Below are 19,105 nucleotides of genomic sequence, written 5' to 3'. Positions count from 1 at the left end.
ATGAAACTTAAGGTCGAACGGGCGCGTGTCCTACTGGACGCCTTTGATTTCCAGCGACTATTCATCGATGAAATGGGCTGGGACAACCATGCCGCGTCGCTCACGGTGGACGTCGAGGGGGATAGCTTCGCTCTCAATGCCTGCGCCCAGAAAAGAGGTGTCGTCGTCTGGCGCATGGATTCCGCTCCCGGCGCCCTTCTCCCGGACCGTGAGGTTCGGAAGAAGATCGAGCGCCAGGTGGCCAAGACAACACTCGAGCATCTGATCATCTTTACCGACAGCGCCAAGAGGGAGCAGATTTGGTGTTGGGCGCGACGAGAGCCGGGCAAGCCTGTGGCCGTGCTCGAGCATTTCTGGCGTGTAGGTAGCGCCAACCGGGCATTCCTTCAGAAGCTTGAAGCCATTACCTTCACCTTTACCGAGGAAGGTGGCCTCGGTCTGATAGACGTCACCAATCGCCTGCGCAGTGCCCTCGACGTCGAACGCGTGACCAAGCGCTTCTTCGACCAGTTCACTAAGGAGCATAAGGCTTTCCTCGGGTTCATTTCGGGCATCGAGGACGTTGCTGACAAGGAGTGGTACGCATCCCTGATGCTGAACCGCTTGATGTTTATCTACTTCATGCAGAAGAAGGGCTTTCTGAACGGCGAGTCCGACTACCTCCGGACCCGTTTGGCCAAGTGCCAGGCGGAAAAGGGCAAGGACGCCTTCTATTCCTTCTACCGCTACTTCCTGATCCGCCTGTTCCATGAGGGCCTCGGCAGTCGCCCACATGATCCCGAACTGGTTAGGTTGCTCGGCAAGATTCCCTACCTGAACGGTGGTCTCTTTGAAAAGCACCCAATCGAAGACCGCTGCCCCGACATCCAGATCCCCGATGCCGCGTTCGAGCGCATCTTCGCTTATTTCGACCGCTACACTTGGCACCTCGACGAGCGGCCGCTGCGGAACGAGAACGAGATCAACCCAGACGTCCTCGGGTACATCTTCGAAAAGTACATCAACCAAAAGCAGATGGGAGCCTACTACACCAAGGGGGATATCACCGAGTACATCTCGAAAAACACGGTGATCCCCTTTCTGTTCAATGCGGCCAAAGCCAAGTGCAACGTCGCCTTTGAGAACCCCGGCGGCCCGACGGTCTGGGACCATCTGCGCGATGATCCTGACCGTTATATCTACCCAGCGGTGAAACATGGCATCAGCTGGGATATCCATGCCGACGAAGGCCGTGGGGCACCGCTAGATTCGCCGCACGACCTCCCCGCAAACATAGCCGCGGGGATCGCAGACGTTGCCCAGCGCGGCGACTGGAACCGCAGCGCGCCCGCTGACTTCTCCCTCCCCACCGAGATTTGGCGCGAGGTTGTTGCCCGTCGCACCCGCTATGCCGAGGTGCGCGCCAAACTGGCGAACGGCGAGGTGCGAGAGATCAATGATCTGATCACCCTGAACCTCGATATCCGCCAGTTTGTCCAGGATGTGATCGAACGGTGTGAGGGGCCTGATCTTCTTCGCGCCTTCTGGAAGGCCATCGAGAACCTCACCGTGCTTGACCCTACCTGCGGGTCGGGTGCCTTCCTGTTTGCCGCGCTGAACATCCTGGAACCGCTTTATGCCGCCTGCTTTGACCGGATGGAGGCCTTTGTGGCCGACCGGCAGCGCGCAAGCGGCAAGGAAGAAGACAACCCCAAAGGGTTCCGCGAAGTGCTTGCGCGCATCGATGCGCATCCCAACGCCCGTTACTTCATCCTGAAAAGCATCATCCTGAACAACCTTTTCGGCGTCGATATCATGGAAGAGGCGGTGGAGATCTGCAAACTCCGCCTGTTCCTGAAGCTGGCGGCGCAGGTAGAGCCCGATATGCGGGCCGCGAACCTTGGGATCGAGCCGCTGCCGGATATCGACTTCAACATCAAGGCAGGCAACACGCTCGTCGGCTATGCCACTTGGGCGGAGGTTGAAAAGAGCGCAGAGGGCGACTGGATCAGGCAGCAAGAGCTTGAGCAGATAAGACCGAAGGCGGCTGACCTACAGCAGGCATTTAATGAGTTCCGGCGACGGCAAATTATGGGCGATGGCTCAGTACCTGGGGCGGACAAGGAAGAGCTGAAAAAGCGCTTGGGTGTGCTTGAGCAGCGATTGAATAATCAGCTTGCCAAGTCTTGTGGTGTAAAGCTGAATGATTTGAGCGCGATGGATGCTTGGGCGAAATCCCATCGTCCGTTCCACTGGTTCATTGAGTTCTTCGGAATCATGGATGCGGGTGGTTTTGATGTGATCGTCGGCAACCCGCCCTATGCAGAGATACCGAAACACACAAATCGCCATCTCCTGCGTTCAGTCTTCAAGACTGCGCTTGAGAAGTGGAGTAGAGATGAGGACCTGTATACGCTGGTTGTCGAACGCAGTCTGCGACTGCTAAGGGCAGAGTCAGGCCAGTTTGGAATGATCTTGCCGCTCTCATTGGCGTTTTCGACGAAACGTCCCTACACTAAGTTGCGCGAAGTCCTAGAAACAGAAGGCACACTGTCCGCCTATTCTCATTTTGATCGGATACCAAGCGCTCTGTTCGGAAATGAGGTCCGGACACGTTGTACGATAGTTGTAATTTCTAGAGATTCTTCACAGAAGAAGAATACCCTGTCGACTGCCTTGTTCCGTTGGAGCGCGGATGCCAGGGACACGCTCTTTGCGAGGCTTACCTATTCGGGTGTTCCATCTGAAATTGGACCGCGCATATTGAAGCTAAGCTCGAATATCCAATCTAGAACAGTTGATGCTTTGCTTAAACGAAACCTACCGCTTGGACTGGACCTGAGGGATACAATTCCGTTCGCTGCCTTGGCGAGGATGGCGCCAAGATTTCCACGGAATGCTGTCTATGTTGGAGGAACTGCATACAACTGGTTTCCAGCTTGGAGAGAAATCCCAGAGACGACAGATGTCGATGGACGTCCGTCGCTACCGGCGAGAACGGCAGGCTATCGATTTGCGACCGAAGACGAGGCCAATTTGGTTTTCGCACTCCTGTGCAGTTCGATGGGGTACTGGTGGTGGTCGGTTGCCTCTGATGGGTTCAATCTCAAGAAATGGTTGCTTGATGCGTTTCCTGTTTCGACAAGGATGTTTTCGGCAAGAGACCGAGCGTTGATCTCCAGTCTGGGAGCAGAGCTACTTATCGCCCTTCGTGCTCAGTATGTGTTCAAAGATAACAAGGGTAGGATTGGGAACTTCTTTCTGCCCGGGTGCCAAGATGTAGTGCTGAAGATCGACACTGCTATCGAGCAGGCCGATGTCGGAATTGAGTACGGCTTCTTTGCAGATATTCGCGAGCATAATGCGATATTTGCCAAGTCTGGACTTTCGGGAGTCGGGGTTTACGAGGAGCAAGAGTATTGAGAATAGCCATAATAGGTTGGGGTTCGTTAACTTGGGACCCACGCGAACTCGCTTTGGTTGACGGGTTCAACCCAATTGGTCCGATCCTGCCGATCGAGTTCTGCCGCGTCTCTGGAAATGACAATCCGCCGCGCCGACTGACCCTTGTGATCGATGACGATATAGGCGTTCAATGCCAGACCTATGTTGCCCTCAGCGCATTCGACGATCTTGAGGCCGCGCGAGAGAACCTGCGGAGCCGCGAGGGGCTTGCGCATGTCAACGGCATCGGGTTTGCCGTTAAGGGCGGCGCCTCAAGCGCGCGAGCGATCGAGCGGCACCCCAAAGCCGTGATGGCGATAGAAGCATGGCTTGCCGCCAGCGACTTCGACGCAGTGATCTGGACAGCATTGGCAAACAACTTCGCGGAACGCGCCGGTGAGGCGTTCTCGGTCGAAGCATCTATCAGGTTCCTCGAGGCCCAGCCAGAAGAGCACTTGCCGCGCGCCCTCGAATACATCCGCAAGGCACCGGAGCCGGTTCAAACTCCAGTGCGCGCAGCCGTCTCTGCACGCTGGCCACAGGTATAGCCGATGGACGGGTTGCAACCATTGTCCGGGTGCGGCGGACAGTACTAGGTCGGGCGCAGTATCCCCCGCGCCTTTACGGCAGATTAGGGTCTGGAGTGCCCTACCCACTGAGCGACACCAGCACGGTGGATGTGCTAACTGTACCGGCGTCTATGTGTCTGAAGAAAACTTCAGTGGCAGGTCACGTAAAGTGTCGCGGTGGGGTCGGTGCACTGAGTATAGGTGTCCGCCTCGCCTGAGTTGCAGCTAGCCTCATGCTGCCCTGCCGTCAGACCGCTTGCCGCCCCTGATGGCCGTTTCGACTGGATTGTCGCTGCGCTCTGCATGAACGGCTGGATTGACAAGGTTTCTGCCAACGCCAAGCCGCACTGCCGTTAGTCCGCTCTCCGCCCAACCTGACGATGTGGGGGGATAGCGAAGGCGGGAAACGCTGCGATATGTGAGGTCTTCGCGCTTCCCGCCTTCGCGCCACAGCTGTTGGACAAATGCTGGTTGGCAGATGTGCCGTCGCGCAATGGCTGATCTGTCCGCTGGAGCGAGTCAGTTTTGATGCTCCCTCCAATCTGCGGTCCCGCATAGCGGCCAGCGTCTTCCATATGATCTGACCTGACTGCCCCGCCTTCGCCATTGCGGTGGCGACAGTGACCTGCCCCCCGGAAGTTCCCTCGCCGTGATGTAGAGTCTGCCCAACCTTGCTCTGCTCCCCGGGTTTGGACCGCCGCGATCTGGAGTTTCGCGGCTCTGATCACGGGGGCGGGCTGGTTGCACCACCGGGAATATGCAGGTCGATCGGCACGTTGTAACCGATCGCGCTGTGAGGCCGGACCTCGTTGTAGTCTCTGCGCCAAGCCTCCAACTTTTCGCGCGCATCCGCAAGATCCATGAACCAGTGGGCGTTCAGGCATTCCGCCCGCAGCTTGCTGTTGAACGCCTCAATGAAGCCGTTGTCGGTCGGCTTGCCAGGCCGGGAGAAGTCCAATGTGACACCGTTGGCATAGGCCCAGAGATCAAGGTCGCGGGAGATGAACTCGCCGCCGTTGTCGACCCTGATCGTCTGCGGGTAGCCGATCTGCCGACAGACCCGTTCCAAGGTCTGAACCACGTCCTCGCCCCGGTAGGTAAATCGTGGATCCGTTGCCGGGCAATAACGCGAATGGATATCCACGATGGTCAATATCCGCAGTTTCTTGCCCAAGGCGAGCTGGTCATGGACAAAATCCATCGCCCATACTTCGTTCGGTCCAGAGGCCTCCTGGCGGTCCTCGCGTAGCTTCGCCTTCACCCGGCGCTTCGGATGCTTGTTGCGCAGCTGCAGGCCCAACTCATTGTAAATCCTGCGCGTCTTCTTGATGTTCACCTGCCAGCCCTCCCGCCGCAGCAGCACATGGATGCGCCGGTAGCCATAGCGCACACGCGTCGCGCAGATCTCACGGATCCGCAGTTCAAGGCCGGCCTGTCCGGGGCGGCGGGATCTGTAATGGTAACTCGAGGTGTCAAACCGAAGAGCCTGGCAGGCCCGCCGGATCGAGACACCCCAGTCGACCAACATCCCGTCGACAAGCTTGCGCGTCCGGGCAGGCCTCAGAGCTTTCGGCGAATGACGTCCTGCAGCATCTCCCGGTCGAGTGTCAGGTCCGCGACGATCTTCTTCAGCCGTGCATTCTCGTCCTCGAGCGCCTTCAACCGTCGCATCTCGTCGGGAAGCAACCCGCCATAGCGCTTCTTCCAGTTGAAGTAGGTCGCCTGGCTGATCCCCGCCTTGCGGCAGATCTCCGCAACAGGCGTGCCCTCTTCGCCCTGCCTCAGGATGAACGCCTTCTGCGCCTCCGTGAACTTAGATGCCTTCATCGTTCTCAGCTCCTCTCCCAGCCAGGGAAACGTAGCCGAAAACTCCAGTTTCAAACGATCCAGTTTCCAGGGGGCAGAGCAACCTGAAGGAGCAGACGACATGAGGAAAAGCCGTTTCACCGAGGCGCAGATTATCGGGATGATCAAAGAACAGGAGGCGGGTTTGCCCACCTCCGAGCTTTGCCGGAAGCACGGGTTGAGCCCCGCGACGTTCTACAAGCTGAAGGCCAAGTATGGCGGTATGGACCTGTCCGACGCCAAGCGGCTAAAGCAGCTCGAGGATGAGAATGCGAAGCTCAAGCGTCTGGTGGCAGATGTCATGCTCGACAATGTGGTTCTGAAGGATCTGCTGGGAAAGCCCTGACGACGCCGATGCAACGGCGGGACGCAGTGCTGCGGGCGATGAAGGATCATCCGATCTCTCAACGCCGGGCCTGTGTCCTGATCGGTGTCGATCCGAAGACGGTGCGGCGTGAGCGACCGCCCGACAACCCGGAAATCCGTGAGTGCGTGTTTCGCGTGATGGCGGGCAGTGATTTCAGATGATGGCGGGCGCCCGTTTCGCGCGATGACGGGCAGTGATTTCACGCGATCGCGAGCAGCGATCCGGCATCACCAACTTTCGATTATAGCTCGAAGTCTACTTCTACGCCTCGTTAAAACGGTAGGATTACCCCGCCATGGGAGCCGTTCCTGAAATGACGCTTGCCCGTTCACCCAGTGGGAGGGCCGGCGTACGGTTTGAGAGCACGAACCAACCTGAGGACTTTCTATGAAATCCGGCCACGATCTCGAAGGGCTGATGCGTTTTCTCGGTCGCGACGACATCTGGCGCGAGCGGCTTCAGGATGTGCTCGATGAGCATTTCGGCCCCGCCATGGAGGAGTTCGATGTCGATTTCGAGGAACTTGGCGACATCGTCGGGGATCACTGGCCCATGACCCTGTGGGGCTGCGCCTTCGAAGACCTGTTGTCGCGCGAATATGGCCAGAACCACGAAAACATCATCGATCAGTACCTGAAGCGGCGCGGCTGGTCGGAAAAGGCGCTGAACCGCGCCTATATCGAGGGACTGCGTCATGCCGTCATCAGTCTCTACGAGGTGGTAGAGGTGCAGCCTGACGATGGACTGATCCTGCGGAATCTTCTGTCCGATGAAGAACTGATCAATGTCCGTGAAAAATCCGCCACACGATCCCTGAAAAAATGGGACAAGATTGCCGTGCGCGTCGTGCCACGACGCGATCACCATGTCATCTCAGGCGGGCTCCTGCCATTCTCGGCGGCAGCAACGGAAATGCTGACCGATGGCATCCGTCAGGTCCTGAAGCTGAAGAAGACGCAGGATATCTGCCTTGACCGCGTGCAATTGCACCGCTGCGCCCCGCTCTTCGTCACGGCCTGGCTATTCATGGAACTGGACCGGGCCGCTGCGTCGCAGGAGCTGCCGGAGATGACGAACAGCGACGGCGATCCTCTCGTCTTCCATGAGGTTCGCTTTCCCTTCGCCCAAGGAGTGTTGCAGAAAGATATTGCCGCCTGGCTCGGCAAGGTGAAAGGGCTGGAAGCCGATGGCGTTAAAACCTGGCATTGGCTTGCCGCGAAGAAGCGCGGCGCCGCTGCGACGAAACGCTTGTCGGGCGAGGCCCCCATGTTCGATGAGGCAACGGTGCTTGGGATGCTGGAACTGAAGGGCAAAACTCTGGTGTTGACGGTGAACTCTGCTGCTCGCGCCGAGCGCGGCATTGCGATGGTAACGAAGGCGACAGGCGGACTGCTGTGCCCACCGTTCACATCCATCACCACCGTCGAACAGATGATGTCCGAGCAGAATAACGATCGTGATCACCCTGAATCCGCATCGGATGACATCCCGCCAAAAATCGTCGAGCAGATCATCCGCGAGCAGATGGATCGGCATTACCGCGACACTCTCGACCAGTCGATCCCGGCCCTGGGGACAAGACCCCCAGGCAGGCAGTGAAATCGGCCAGGGGACGGCGCGAGGTCGGTGAATGGCTGAAGCTGATCGAGAACCGCAGCGCCCATCAACCAGACAGCCCGATTGGCCGATACGATTTCAGCTGGATGTGGGTTGAGCTGGGACTGCTGGATGAGCGCGGATGACGCTTTCCGCCCAGACCGGCGTCGCCCGCTCGGGCCGGAACTTTCTATAGAGAAAGCGAGGTGAGAAACCCGCAGCTTCGATGAGCATTGGTCGGGCACGTCTTCCCGAAGGCTGCTTACGCTGTCCCGCCAGTCGCTCGATGCGAAACCGGAGGTGCTGAAGCCGGGGTGCGGCTGTGCCACCGGACTGGATGCCGCAGGCTGCCATCCAACGGGCTTTGCGCGGCCTGGCAAGCGGGCCGGATGCGCTTTTGACCGAATATGGCAACAGTCTCGGCCCGCTCAACCTGCGCCGGATCCTCGCGCGCCAGTTTGCCGAGGAGGGCCTGGATATCAGCCTCGAGACGATTCTGCTGACGGCTTCAGGGTCGCAGGCCGTTGACCTGATCTGCCGCTACCTGCTGCGTCCACCCCCGCCGGGAAGGCAATCATTTGACCTCAAGGATGGGCAGCCGCCGCGCCAATGCGTCCGGGTCCACCGACGAGGGCACGAGCAGGCGCCGCCCGTTTAGCAGAACAATATCGAGCTGGACAGTCGAGGACGGCTGTCAACGGCGGCGCAAAAGTCGTCCATGGTGGCGGAGCAAAACCAGGCCGGTTGGTGAGGATGTGCGCCATGGCGCGCACGCTTCCCACGTAGCTGGCTCGTGCCATGGCGCACTCGCCCGTCAGCGCCAATCGTCGTCAGATGTCTGGATCGGGATCAACGCCACTTGCCGGCATTACTGTTAGCGAGGCGGTAAACCGGCTATCTCGGGGCCTATTTGCGCGAAGACCGCGGTTGGGGCGGCACCGCGCCGCCCCGCGTGGTGTTCCACTACCGGCCCGGCCGAAAGCGGAAATATGCCCCCGAAATCCTCGACGGCTTCGATGACACGATCCAGGTCGATGCCTATGGTGCCTATACCCATCTCGCCACGCCGAAACGCACGGGGGCACCCCCTTTGCGGCTGGCCTTCTGTTGGGCACATGCCCACAAGAATTGCACAGCGCGGGCAAGGTGAGAACTATTCAGTCTCGATAATACGCAAGTTCGGCGCATTTTGGTCGGACTTTTCCGCTAGAAGTCGGGCCGCATTTTCTTCCAGGCCTTGCAGCAGCATTTGCTCGTAACGTAACGGCATGTCGTGAAGGCTCAACGCGCGCTGCTTGTCGGGCCAAACCTCATCGAAGACTTCTTCGGTCATCACCACATAGGCGATCCTGCCACCCTGCCTGATCCATGTCGGACCCTTCCGGGCCTGTTTCGCGAGGGATAGCGCCTCATGCTGAAGCGTCTCGATGTCAAACGCGCGCCCTTGTATCCGGGGTAAATCCTTGGGGTGCATATTCTCTCCTGTCATGCGCGCATAGAAAATGGCCGCGAGGAATTCGCGGTGCTGCGCGGAACGGAGAGGTGGTTAGGTCATCGTGATTCCCCAAGGCTGCTTACACTGACACCCTGACATCGAACTCGAAGCGAACATCATCAAATTGCGGCATGAAGTCCATACTGTAACGTGGAATCGACGAATGCTCAGGTGATCCGTTCTCTACGGACTGCCTCAATTGTCAGGCTGATATCGAACTCGAAATGGAGACTATCATAGGGGAACTCGACCCCGCTTTGGTTGCGGTCAACGATGCCGGCTTTCACAAGTATGGCCACGTCGTGATCCACCGCCTTCACATCACTGTCGGTCAGGTCCGCCAGCTTGCAGATCGACAGCACACCTTGCCCCATCAAAGCCCTCAGGATGGCGATGCGTGATGATGCCAGCACACGGTGCATGTGGTCGAAGCTGGCGAAATTCAGCGTAGGAACCGCCCGGACAGTCTTCCCTGCGAGGGCGAGCTTGGTCGCTCGGGAAATGCGAGCCCTCGTGTCGGACATGGTACTCAGGCGAATGGTGAGCGTGTTCATTCCGCATCCTTTTCCGTATTGGCCGACGCGCGGTCAGGTCGCAGCCGCTTCGCGTGGAATCCAATTTCACAGATGCTGCGGATTTGTGCGATGGCCTTTGAGCCAGAGATAATAAGCCGAGCGCCCGATCTGCGGCCCCGGCATAGCGGCCAGCGTCTTCCAGATGATCTGACCTGACTGCCCCACCCTCGCCATTGCGATGGCAACAGCTATGCGCTCCGGAGTCATCGACCGCGGGCGTCCATGTGGCTTGCCCCGCGCCCGTGCTTTGTTGATCTCATGTGCGACGATTGCCGACATCGTTCTTTTTTCGGCGCGTTTAAGGTCACACACCAAAAGGCTGATCAGGCTTGCCTCGTCGTCTACGATAGCTTCAGCCTCGGACGTTCGAACTCGCTCGCGAAGGCGAGACACCCACTCTTCCGCTTCACTCATCAGTGTCCGCATCTTATGACCTCCAATCATTACGGACTGGAACATATAGAGAACATATGGCTTCGAAAACCTTTGGCTGTCGGGTATCGTGTCCGCCTGGCCGATCATCACGAAAATATGATTACCGTATTTATTTTCCCCTTGCGCTCCTGAAGACGAAATTTTCCGGTTTCTTCAAGACGCGCTCCAAATGACGTTGCGTTGGGTTCTGTGAAAATCTTCAATGAGGACAATGCTTTGGGCATGAATGTGATCTTTGCGAAAACCTAATCCATTGAAAATAGTATCAAAATAGCTGAGGAAGAACCTGTTGGGAGATTTGGTACGATCCGGGTTACCGCTCCGAATCGGCATCTTGCACCGCGAATCGGGATGCGCCACAGTCTCAAGTGTACTTTAGCACTAAGGCTGTCAGCGTGGATCAAGATCGCCATCGTCACGAAACCCTTCGCATGAAGCTTCGGCTTGCAGGCACTTCTTTCGCAGATATTGCGCGAAATTTGGGCGTGACGCGCACGAGCGTCAGCTCATGCTCGATCGGCCGAGGGCGGTCTCATAGAATCCAAAGCGCCATTGCGAAAGCGCTCAGTACAACACCCCAAGAGCTCTTCCCCGAGAGGTATGAAAAGGATCATCTCATGAAGTCATAAGAAAAAGGCCTTCCGCGCGCCAACGCGAAAAGGCCTCGTCCTTCAGATGAAGGTCTGTCAGTCGCCGAGAAACTTCCGACAAGATCTTCATCCCTGAAATCATCGCGAAAGTCAACCATCCGATGGCGCGCCGCCATCGGGCGGAACAGTTCAACCTGATGAAGGAGATGCAGGCGCGCGCCTGAAGACGGCTTTTGCCGCCAAATGCGCGCGGACTGCCAAGCAAACCATGACAGTCAAAGTTCTCACCTGGCCGCGTGAAGCGGCGGGAGGCTTCGTCGCGCCTTCAAGGCGTTCCTTTCCCATCCCGGTCCTGGCGGGTCACGGCGAAACCGCCGCTTCATTGCTGGGCAGAGCCGCGCGGGCAAACGGGTATGACCGCCTTCAGGATGCATGCGCCGACCAGCAGATTTTGTTCCGGGAACTCGCCAACGGTCGCGAGGATGAAGTCCGAAGCGTTGCGCGGCTCACGGCTGCCGATCCTGAACGGCTCCTATTCAATACGCCCTGCTTGACCGAGCCGGGTTGGTTTGTGCTTGGGCGAGAGCGGATCAAATTTTCGGTGTTCCAACGGATAGGCGGCCAAATCTGTCCTGTTTGCCTGCTGGAGGACAGGGCCGTCGATGGCGATGCCGGCCTCTTTCAGCGAGGAATTTGGCAGGTCGGCTCCATTCGCAGCTGTCATCGGCATCGCGTCGTGCTTGAGCGCAACAGGCTTGGTTGCACAACCCGAGAAGCCCACGACATCATCCCGCACCTACGCGCCTGGAGACCGTCCCCGCCGACATCCATACCCAAAAACGCACAAATGCTCGAAGCCCATCTGCTTGACCGGATTGCAAAGGGCCGATGTGAAGACTGGGCAGACCGCTTCGAATTTCATGTAGTTGCACTCTTTTGCGAAGCCCTTGGGACGCTCATGCAGTTCGGCTCGAATGCCCGTGCTCATGCTCTTTCGGCACAAAACCTGATTGAAGCTGGTGCTGCTGGCTTCCAAGTCTTCCGTGATGGACCGGCCAGAATTACATCCTGCCTCAAGGAACTTCAGGCGAGGGCGGGTGCCGATCAGGCGGACTACGGTAAGCTTTACACTCCATTGTTAGCCTGTCTTCGCGAGCGGCGCAAAGATGAAGCTTTCGACGAACTCCGCCGCCTGGTACGCGAATTCATCCTCAATAATTTCCATGTTCCCGACGGGACTTCCGTTTTGGGGGAAGTATCCCATACCTCACGGGTAGTAACGATCGGCATTGCGGCAAAAGAATCTGATGTTCCGATTTCCCTACTGAATCGGCAACTCAGCTTGGTTGGCGCAATACAAGGAAAAACTTCTAGCAATACGATCAGCGATCGCGCCACGCTCATTCCTCGCGGAATCATGGACACCGCAGTCGCAGAGGTTCGAAAGTTTACTTCTTTCGCTGTTACGCGCAGCACGATCGGCGCGGATCGATATACGATGGAGCGTCTCTGCGCAGATCGAGTAATAAACCCGCACTTCCTGATTGATGATGAGGGTATGCCAGTTTTTCATGAGGACGAAATAGTTCGTTTCGTGCGGCGTCTTCAGGCTGCCACCGATTGTTGCATCACGCCAAACTCGGACCATGTGCCACTGCCCGAAGCAGCAGCGCGGTGCCACTGCACGATTGCCGCATTACTTACACGCGCACTTTCCGGTGAATTCCGCCTTACCTCACCGATTGATGCGCCGTTCAGGTTGCCGGACTTTTATGTGAACTTAGTCGCTATTCATCTGCGCCTGTCCGAATTTCCTGCCGAATTTATGACAGCGGCTTCGGCGGCCAAGCTGATGGGCGTAAAGCCGGGCACCATTCATGCTCTTGCCAAGGGCGGATTCTTGCCCGGGGTCATGGTAGATTTTCGCCTTGCAAACCGCGCGGTTCGTTTGTTTCGGCACGCTGATATTGAGGTTTTTGCGAATGAATACATCGTTCTTCGCGCGTTGAGCGGCACCAGAAGGGCAAACTTCGAAGAGACACAGCGTTATATCGTCGCGCATGGTATCGCGCCTTTGCCGTTGGCTGGAGATAGCCGAAAAATCTTCCGGCGCACCGACATCGAGCGCATCGCTTACTTTCCGGGTGGAGAGCGTTTAGCGCGGCTCCTTCTTGTCGATGAGGCGCGGCTTCACAGCCTGTTCCCGAACTGAACATCCCTTAGAATATAGAAAGCAATCGGTTCTGCCGAGTTGCGGAGGTATAAGTCATGCATAGTCAATATATTGTCGATCACGACGAATGGGCCTATGGTCAGCCCAAGCTTAAATCAGCGGGTAAGATCGAGCTACGCCCGATCCCTGGGGTGTTGCCCTTTACGGGTGTAAGAAATCCGCTGACTACCAGCAGTGTCAGTCAGAAAGTTACGTTTAAATACAGAACTGGGGCGAACAATTGGCAGCCGAAAGTCGGTCTGGCTGAAAGCCTGGCGGAACTGGCCGTGGCACATGAGGCTTTGATCAATCCCGACATCCATGATGTAGAGTTCCAGCCCCTTCAGTTTTACTATCAGCGGCCAGACGGCAGCACCCACTTACACACCATTGATCTGAGGATCACCTTCCGCTCAGGGCTTCGCTGCCTGATGTTCGTGCGCAACTCAGAGAGTTTGACCAAGTCAAGTGTTAAAGAAGAAATCCGAGCTATATGGAGGGCGGCACCGGCTCATGAAGCCCATAAATTCGTGGTTATTGATGCCGATGCCTACAGCCGCGCGCGGAGAGACAACCTCCGCCGCATGCATCAGGCCGTGGCTTTCGAACCTGATCCCGAAGCCGATACGATCGTGATGACTGCGGCTACCAACCTCGTCACTCTTTGGCGCGTCAGCGATCTGTTCCGTACCATCGACCTGTCATCTGGAAGGATTTTCAGGGCCTGCCTGCGCCTGGTCGCATGTGGCTTGCTGCAAGCAGATATGGATGCCGTCATCTGCGATCGCTCCCGGATTTGGAGGGTTAAAGCATGACGCTAGAATTTCGTCCGATGATCGCGCCCGGAACCCAGTTGACCAAAAATGGTTTGAGCCACCTCCTGTATCCATCGCCTGGCGGCACCGTGCGCGCAGAAAGCCTCGAGACAGGTCGACAAGAAATATGGACGCTGCAAGAATATCTTACGAAATCGACCCACCCGGGGGCGTCGCAATCAGCTGGGCATGCCCACGCGACGGCAACTCTTGCCAGGCTGAGACGTGGCAAGCTAATGCACCGCGATCAACTCTCACCGCAGCACCGCGACGAGCTGGATTTCCGAAAAGCTCTGGTCTTTGGTGTTGAGGCGCTCGCCGCACAGGGCCAGCCTGTCAGAGCATCCAACCTGAATGTGCTCGAGACTCGCCGCAAAATCCTTGACGTTGCGCGTCAGCATTACACGACACGCCCTATAGGCATAGCGCTGCGCGGTGGGTCAATCCGTTTGGTCGCCACGATGCCAAAGGGGCGAACGCTGTTCATTTATTGGGATCGATTTGTTCAATCCGGCTATGATGAAATGGCGCTGGTTGACCAGACGTGGATGCGGGGTAATCGCACTTCCCGCATTTCGTTTCGCGTGCGAGAGTTGATTGACCAAGCCATCGACGATGTCGCGCTTGACTTGAAGCAGCCGAACGCGGCAGTAGTTCATCGGCGTCATGAAAGCCTGATCACGCTGGAAAATGTTAAACGCGCGGCGAATGGCCTTGAGGACTTACGGCCTGTTTCGCGCAAAACTGTCTCGGATCACATGCAGGCGATTGGTGCCACGGCTTTGGCTATTGCTCGAAGCGGCGAGCGTGCAACCGTAAACGCCCGCACGCGGGGCCGCACAGATGAACATGCCCTTTCGGTCGGCGAACTGGTCGAAATCGACGAAAACAAGATTTCTCTAATCACGATCACGCGCCGGGTGGGAATGTGGCAGCGCCTTTCTGTCGAGGAAAAGACCGCGCTACAGAAACTGGACGCATTCGTGAAAACACGATTGTGGCTGGTTGTGGCGCTTGATGTCGCGACGCGTATGCCACTGGGATGGGTATTGGCGGATGCGCCAAATGCCGAGGCAACGCTTGAAGTGCTGCGTATGGCGACGCGCAGCAAAGAAAGAGAGAGAATTATCTACGGCTGCGAGTCTGATCCGATGCCCGCCGTGGGTATCGCCTGCGTTCGCAACGACAACGGTGTAGGCCTGCGCAACGGTGCGGTCAAAACAGCCTTGCTGGGCATGGCCGCCCAGATCGTTGATGTGCGCGCCTATCACAGTGGCGACAAGCCTTATGTCGAGCGTTTCTTCGGCAGCATGGAGACCCGCCTATTCAATCTGATCCATGGCTATACCGGCAACCGCGCAGGCGCCCTGGAAGGCTATGACGCGATCAAATCCGCAGCCTATATCCGTGCAGAGCTATATGCGATCATCACAAAGTACCTGATCGACGAATACCCTTTGGAGCGCAATTATGGCACAACATTCATGGGCCAACGCCCCTTGGATGTTGCCGAAAGGCTGGCCAGGGACGGCTGGGGCACTCCACCAGTTTCCCCGCAAAATCGGCGATTGCATCTTGGATGGCGCTTTGAGGCGACGATTACCGACGAGGGCATCAAGGTGCTTGGGTTGCCCTATAATTCGCCCGCCTTGCAGCGCCATCGCGATAGCGCTCACCGTAAAGTTGCAGTTTTTATCGACCCGGATAGCACCAATGAAGTGACCGTTGTGGTGCAAGGCTTCCCCGGTCTGATCATGGCTGACCTCAGCTGGACCGGGGCGCGCGACATGACGTTTCCGGAATTTCTTGCCCACGTTCAGACCTTGCGCGCAGAAGACCCTCTGGACACCAAGGACATCGATCTGCGGCTGGCGCGTATCCGCTCGGAACGGTTCGATATGCTGCGCAAAGACGCCATCGAGCGCGATATCCCGCGCAGCTACATGACGCGCAACGAGGCTCAAACGAAGGCCAATCGCCTTATGGCGGGGATGCACGCGCACCGGCCCGAGCCAATGGCAGGGACGCTGGCCCCAGGTATGATCGGCAACCTTGGTGAGATGTCGGAGGCATGGGACATCGGTGCAGGTTTTTCGCCCCCAATCGATGGGCAAATCTCAGAGCCGGAAGACCTGCCGCAACCCGCGCCCTTCGGCCGCCCGAATACCACGGGCAAACTGACATGAGCTTTGTGAACACCAATACCGCTCAGGCCTTTGCCGATCTGCGCGGCGCCCATTACACCTTCCCGCGCGCGCAAAAGTTGCGCGAGGGGTTCGAATGGATGCTGACCGACTATTGGTCCAAGGCCTTACTCGGCCGCCGGTTCGAGGCGCGCGGCCTCTTGGTAACCGGGCCTTCACGAACAGGGAAGTCGGCGGAAATCGAGCATCTGCTTGCGAAGGTCAACGATGGTGAAACCGCCATGCCAGATGGCAGGCCGGCAAAAATCGTCAGCGTCATGCTCGCAGGCACCATGACTTGGAAAGACCTTGGAGTACACACTCTGCGAGAGGGGCTTCATCTGCCGACGCGGGGCAAGATGACACAAACAGAAATCTGGGATATGGTAGGGTTTCAGGCTCGGGCTCAGGGCGTGCATGGCATTCATTACGACGAGTGCCAGCACATCTTCCCCCGAAAAAGCGTCGAGGGCCGGGCCATGATCCTCGACAGCTTCAAATCCCTGCTGAAGAATCCGGATTGGCCGTTGATGCTGGTGCTCTCGGGCGTGGATGAACTGGTCGGGCATATCGCCAGCGAAGAGCAGCTGGCCTACCTCCTGCGCCCGGTCCAGTTTCATGAAATAGGCTTGCAACGCCCCGAGGATCAGCAAGAATTGAACAGCCTGTGCTTCGCCTATGCCGACAAGGCAGGGGTGGATTTTTCGGGTCTCAGCTCGCTCGACTTCTTCCGCCGCCTCGCCTGCGCCTGCGGCAATCGGTGGGGGCTGGCCATCGAACCGTTGATCGACGCCTGTGTCGCGGCACGAAACTCCGCTGATATGGCTCTGACATCAGAGCACTTCTGCCGGGCGTTCACCGCCCGCACTGCCCTCGCACCGGGGTACTCGCCGTTTTCGATCGAGAAGTTCGAGCCGTTGTTCAAGGGGGAAAAGATGTTCGAGCTTTGGGAAAACAAGCGGGCGGCAGCGCAACGATGAGGTTGCCGATGGCCAGAACACAGCCACGACGATGCGATTGGCAAACCCAGAACAGGCTGGATGAGCTACGATGACGACATGTCAACGAGGAGTAAGTAACATGCCGACATTTCCGGTGTCTATGCCGGCCACCATCACCACGGCAGATGTCACAGGCCACACCAATGAATGGCAGACAGCCCGTATACGAGCTGGCGTCAGTGCTGCCCGCGACGGCAAGATCGTTCCTGCGGATGAAGTTTTCGCGGCGATCGCCTCGAAGCACGACTGGCCACGATGAGATGCACCCAGATTGCCGAACGGTCTCAAATGAGATACGGTAATTTCAATGATTGGAGCTGTTCAATGCCTGCACGTACTTCAATGTTGCATGTCCGCGTGGACGACGCGCTCAAGGCTCAGGCGAGTGAAGCCCTGGCGGGAGTCGGTCTGACTCTCTCGGATGCGGTGCGCATCCTACTGACCAGGGTGGCCCGAGAAGGCGGCCTTCCGGCCGGTCTGACCGCGGATCCCGACGCATATGATATCTGGTTTCGGGCGAAAGTGCGCGAAGCGCTGGATGATGACCGTCCGGCCGTGCCCCATGCCGAGGTCATGGCTGAGATGCGCGAAATGATCGACCGAAAGCGCCGTGCCTGAACTGGAATGGCGCTGGACCGCGCGCGAGGATCTGCGGGTCATTTTCGAATACATCTCAGATGACAACCCGGCCGCCGCACTGGCTTTACTGGAAGAGATCGAGGTCAAGGTCGGCCATCTGCCGGAGCAACCGCAGGCCTATCGGGTAGGGCGGATGATTGGCACGCGCGAGATGGTTGTTCGACCGAATTACCTTGTGATCTATCGGGAAACGCCCGATCTGATCTCGATCCTGCGTGTTTTGCATGCGGCCCAGATGTGGCCCTGACCATCTGGGCTCAGTGGTGAACCATCGGCGATAAGCCGCATCTTAACGGCGGCGCTGCTCGCCGGGCTTTACATACAACCCAGTTCCATGAGGCCCGCTTTGGCGGGCTTTTTTTCATGCCCAATGTGGCCCGTGCGGATTTGCACGGATATGCTTCCACTGTGCACGCAATTGCTTCCGGGCTCGTGGAGTCCGATAATAAGCAATTATGTTCAGTAACTTGCCGCCGATTCGTTTCGAGAACTGTCAGAGATCGCACTGTTATGATTCCGTGACATTAGTGTCAGCTGTCAGCGAAGCATAACAGTGCAAATCGGAAGCATAAGATTGCCGGATTGCTGTCAACATGTTTCTTGGCGCACAGAACTCCCGCAAAGTAGATCTTTCCCGCCGAAAGTGCGTGCGGCAGTCATGCGGCTCGGCAGGGGGCGTCTGACATGTTCGGCCGAGGCTGTGTCAAAATTTGGTGGCGGGGCCTGTCGGAGGGTGATTTTCCGTGCTGCCCGGCATAGCGACGTCAGGTCTTCCTTTCGAACGGGTGGCGGCCCGATAAGCCTCGCCAGACGCAGTGCGGCGCCGGAGGTGGGGCAGAAAGGCCTGATCAGGCCGGAATGGCCTGCATCAGACGCCGGATCCCGATCAGGGAAACCACCCGCTTGATGTTGTAGGCCAGAACGTTCAGCGCCATTTCGGTGCGCACGTTTTTCAGCGTGCGGGTCAGGAAATGGGTGTGCCCCATCCAGGCCTTGATCGTGCCGAAGGGGTGCTCGACGGTGCAGCGGCGAAGCGTCATCGGATCGGTGTCCCGGCTCAGCCTTTCGCGCATCGCGTCGATCAGATGTTCGTGCTCCCATCGGGTGATGCGGCGTTCCGTGCCTGTGGTGCATCGGTTTTGCAACGGGCAGGTCTGGCATTCGTTGATCCAGTATCGCTGAACCTGAACGCCGCGCTCCTCGGTGGTGTAGCCGTAGATCAGCTCTTCGCCTGCGGACGGCTTTGTTGCGCTATTCGGGATGAGGTCGGATTTGTCTCTTTCCCGGCTATGGTCAGCGCCTGCGGACGGTCTCGGGCGTGCCGAGTGATGTGAAGCGGTTCATGACTGAGCAGGTGAAC

Annotated in this window: 16 protein-coding genes and 3 pseudogenes; 14 read left to right on the top strand and 5 right to left on the bottom strand. The window is 57.8% G+C overall.

Annotated features, from left to right (window positions below):
• Nucleotides 1-3,402, top strand: coding sequence for an Eco57I restriction-modification methylase domain-containing protein (locus D2T30_RS07740; RefSeq protein ID WP_128208408.1), 3,402 nt, complete (start codon nucleotides 1-3; stop codon nucleotides 3,400-3,402).
• A 53-nt stretch (nucleotides 3,403-3,455) separates the two neighbouring features.
• Nucleotides 3,456-3,971 carry a hypothetical protein gene (locus tag D2T30_RS07735; RefSeq protein WP_206612885.1) on the top strand — a complete coding sequence of 172 codons (516 nt, stop codon included), beginning with the start codon at nucleotides 3,456-3,458 and terminating at the stop codon, nucleotides 3,969-3,971.
• A gap of 745 nt (nucleotides 3,972-4,716) precedes the next feature.
• On the opposite strand, the gene D2T30_RS07730 is transcribed toward D2T30_RS07735, so the two are convergent.
• A protein-coding gene (locus tag D2T30_RS07730; RefSeq protein ID WP_128208406.1) for an IS3 family transposase occupies nucleotides 4,717-5,819 on the bottom strand; the annotation gives its coding sequence in 2 pieces (ribosomal slippage) (nucleotides 4,717-5,558 and nucleotides 5,558-5,819; 1,104 coding nt in all).
• Nucleotides 5,820-5,919: 100 nt separating this feature from the next.
• Here D2T30_RS07730 and D2T30_RS07725 point away from each other — a divergent pair.
• The 4 genes and pseudogenes from D2T30_RS07725 to D2T30_RS07710 all read left to right on the top strand — a co-directional run.
• Nucleotides 5,920-6,326, top strand: a pseudogene (locus D2T30_RS07725) (transposase); the annotation flags it as partial.
• 265 nt (nucleotides 6,327-6,591) lie between these two features.
• Nucleotides 6,592-7,803 (top strand): hypothetical protein, encoded by a 1,212-nt coding sequence (locus tag D2T30_RS07720; protein ID WP_241651221.1) that lies wholly within the window; start codon nucleotides 6,592-6,594, stop codon nucleotides 7,801-7,803.
• Between the two features lie 334 nt (nucleotides 7,804-8,137).
• A complete protein-coding gene (locus tag D2T30_RS23030) occupies nucleotides 8,138-8,458 on the top strand; it encodes a hypothetical protein (protein WP_164884248.1) in 321 nt (106 codons plus the stop codon).
• Nucleotides 8,459-8,689: 231 nt separating this feature from the next.
• Nucleotides 8,690-8,926: pseudogene (locus D2T30_RS07710) on the top strand (IS66 family transposase); the annotation flags it as partial.
• A gap of 27 nt (nucleotides 8,927-8,953) precedes the next feature.
• On the opposite strand, the gene D2T30_RS07705 reads toward D2T30_RS07710, so the two are convergent.
• The 3 genes from D2T30_RS07705 to D2T30_RS07695 form a co-directional block, all read right to left on the bottom strand.
• Nucleotides 8,954-9,274 (bottom strand): hypothetical protein, encoded by a 321-nt coding sequence (locus tag D2T30_RS07705; protein WP_128208405.1) that lies wholly within the window; start codon nucleotides 9,272-9,274, stop codon nucleotides 8,954-8,956.
• 188 nt (nucleotides 9,275-9,462) lie between these two features.
• Nucleotides 9,463-9,849 carry an HVO_A0114 family putative DNA-binding protein gene (locus D2T30_RS07700; RefSeq protein ID WP_128208404.1) on the bottom strand — a complete coding sequence of 129 codons (387 nt, stop codon included), beginning with the start codon at nucleotides 9,847-9,849 and terminating at the stop codon, nucleotides 9,463-9,465.
• A gap of 66 nt (nucleotides 9,850-9,915) precedes the next feature.
• Nucleotides 9,916-10,296: a hypothetical protein gene (locus D2T30_RS07695; RefSeq protein ID WP_128208403.1), complete on the bottom strand. Its 381-nt coding sequence runs from the start codon at nucleotides 10,294-10,296 to the stop codon at nucleotides 9,916-9,918.
• Nucleotides 10,297-10,736: 440 nt separating this feature from the next.
• On the opposite strand from D2T30_RS07695, the gene D2T30_RS07690 reads away from it, so the two are divergent.
• From D2T30_RS07690 to D2T30_RS07655, 8 genes are all read left to right on the top strand, one after another.
• Nucleotides 10,737-10,934, top strand: coding sequence for a helix-turn-helix domain-containing protein (locus D2T30_RS07690; protein WP_128187354.1), 198 nt, complete (start codon nucleotides 10,737-10,739; stop codon nucleotides 10,932-10,934).
• A gap of 229 nt (nucleotides 10,935-11,163) precedes the next feature.
• Entirely contained in the window at nucleotides 11,164-13,107 is a 1,944-nt protein-coding gene (locus tag D2T30_RS07685) for a TniQ family protein (RefSeq protein WP_128208402.1), read from the top strand.
• Between the two features lie 56 nt (nucleotides 13,108-13,163).
• Nucleotides 13,164-13,922: a hypothetical protein gene (locus D2T30_RS07680; protein ID WP_128208401.1), complete on the top strand. Its 759-nt coding sequence runs from the start codon at nucleotides 13,164-13,166 to the stop codon at nucleotides 13,920-13,922.
• On the top strand, nucleotides 13,919-16,108 hold the full coding sequence (locus D2T30_RS07675) for a Mu transposase C-terminal domain-containing protein (RefSeq protein ID WP_128208400.1): 2,190 nt from the start codon (nucleotides 13,919-13,921) through the stop codon (nucleotides 16,106-16,108). Before D2T30_RS07680 ends, D2T30_RS07675 begins: the two co-directional genes overlap by 4 nt.
• On the top strand, nucleotides 16,105-17,085 hold the full coding sequence (locus D2T30_RS07670) for an ATP-binding protein (RefSeq protein WP_164884247.1): 981 nt from the start codon (nucleotides 16,105-16,107) through the stop codon (nucleotides 17,083-17,085). Before D2T30_RS07675 ends, D2T30_RS07670 begins: the two co-directional genes overlap by 4 nt.
• Before the next feature lie 100 nt (nucleotides 17,086-17,185).
• Nucleotides 17,186-17,365 carry a hypothetical protein gene (locus D2T30_RS07665; protein ID WP_241651220.1) on the top strand — a complete coding sequence of 60 codons (180 nt, stop codon included), beginning with the start codon at nucleotides 17,186-17,188 and terminating at the stop codon, nucleotides 17,363-17,365.
• Nucleotides 17,366-17,430: 65 nt separating this feature from the next.
• Nucleotides 17,431-17,724, top strand: a complete 294-nt coding sequence (gene relB / locus D2T30_RS07660) for a type II toxin-antitoxin system RelB family antitoxin (RefSeq protein WP_128208397.1) — start codon at nucleotides 17,431-17,433, stop codon at nucleotides 17,722-17,724.
• Nucleotides 17,717-17,992, top strand: coding sequence for a type II toxin-antitoxin system RelE/ParE family toxin (locus D2T30_RS07655; RefSeq protein WP_128208396.1), 276 nt, complete (start codon nucleotides 17,717-17,719; stop codon nucleotides 17,990-17,992). The genes relB and D2T30_RS07655 overlap by 8 nt, the downstream gene beginning before the upstream one ends.
• Before the next feature lie 601 nt (nucleotides 17,993-18,593).
• On the opposite strand, the pseudogene D2T30_RS07650 reads toward D2T30_RS07655, so the two are convergent.
• Nucleotides 18,594-18,980: pseudogene (locus tag D2T30_RS07650) on the bottom strand (transposase); the annotation flags it as partial.
• Nucleotides 18,981-19,105 lie beyond the last annotated feature (125 nt).

Source organism: Paenirhodobacter populi (genome assembly GCF_004022215.1).
GTDB classification, from domain to species: Bacteria; Pseudomonadota; Alphaproteobacteria; order Rhodobacterales; family Rhodobacteraceae; genus Rhodobacter; species Rhodobacter populi.
The sequence above is the reverse complement of the archived record's forward strand: the minus strand, read 5'-3'. Positions and strand labels throughout refer to the sequence as shown.

What these genes read in the sequence shown, in the direction of transcription:
- D2T30_RS07740 (WP_128208408.1), top strand. Translation starts at nt 1, where the DNA reads ATGAAACTTAAGGTCGAACGGGCGCGTGTCCTACTGGACGCCTTTGAT.
- D2T30_RS07720 (WP_241651221.1), top strand. Translation starts at nt 6,592, where the DNA reads ATGAAATCCGGCCACGATCTCGAAGGGCTGATGCGTTTTCTCGGTCGC.
- D2T30_RS23030 (WP_164884248.1), top strand. Translation starts at nt 8,138, where the DNA reads ATGCCGCAGGCTGCCATCCAACGGGCTTTGCGCGGCCTGGCAAGCGGG.
- D2T30_RS07705 (WP_128208405.1), bottom strand. Translation starts at nt 9,274, where the DNA reads ATGCACCCCAAGGATTTACCCCGGATACAAGGGCGCGCGTTTGACATC.
- D2T30_RS07700 (WP_128208404.1), bottom strand. Translation starts at nt 9,849, where the DNA reads ATGAACACGCTCACCATTCGCCTGAGTACCATGTCCGACACGAGGGCT.
- D2T30_RS07695 (WP_128208403.1), bottom strand. Translation starts at nt 10,296, where the DNA reads ATGCGGACACTGATGAGTGAAGCGGAAGAGTGGGTGTCTCGCCTTCGC.
- D2T30_RS07690 (WP_128187354.1), top strand. Translation starts at nt 10,737, where the DNA reads ATGAAGCTTCGGCTTGCAGGCACTTCTTTCGCAGATATTGCGCGAAAT.
- D2T30_RS07685 (WP_128208402.1), top strand. Translation starts at nt 11,164, where the DNA reads ATGACAGTCAAAGTTCTCACCTGGCCGCGTGAAGCGGCGGGAGGCTTC.
- D2T30_RS07680 (WP_128208401.1), top strand. Translation starts at nt 13,164, where the DNA reads ATGCATAGTCAATATATTGTCGATCACGACGAATGGGCCTATGGTCAG.
- D2T30_RS07675 (WP_128208400.1), top strand. Translation starts at nt 13,919, where the DNA reads ATGACGCTAGAATTTCGTCCGATGATCGCGCCCGGAACCCAGTTGACC.
- D2T30_RS07670 (WP_164884247.1), top strand. Translation starts at nt 16,105, where the DNA reads ATGAGCTTTGTGAACACCAATACCGCTCAGGCCTTTGCCGATCTGCGC.
- D2T30_RS07665 (WP_241651220.1), top strand. Translation starts at nt 17,186, where the DNA reads ATGCCGACATTTCCGGTGTCTATGCCGGCCACCATCACCACGGCAGAT.
- relB (WP_128208397.1), top strand. Translation starts at nt 17,431, where the DNA reads ATGCCTGCACGTACTTCAATGTTGCATGTCCGCGTGGACGACGCGCTC.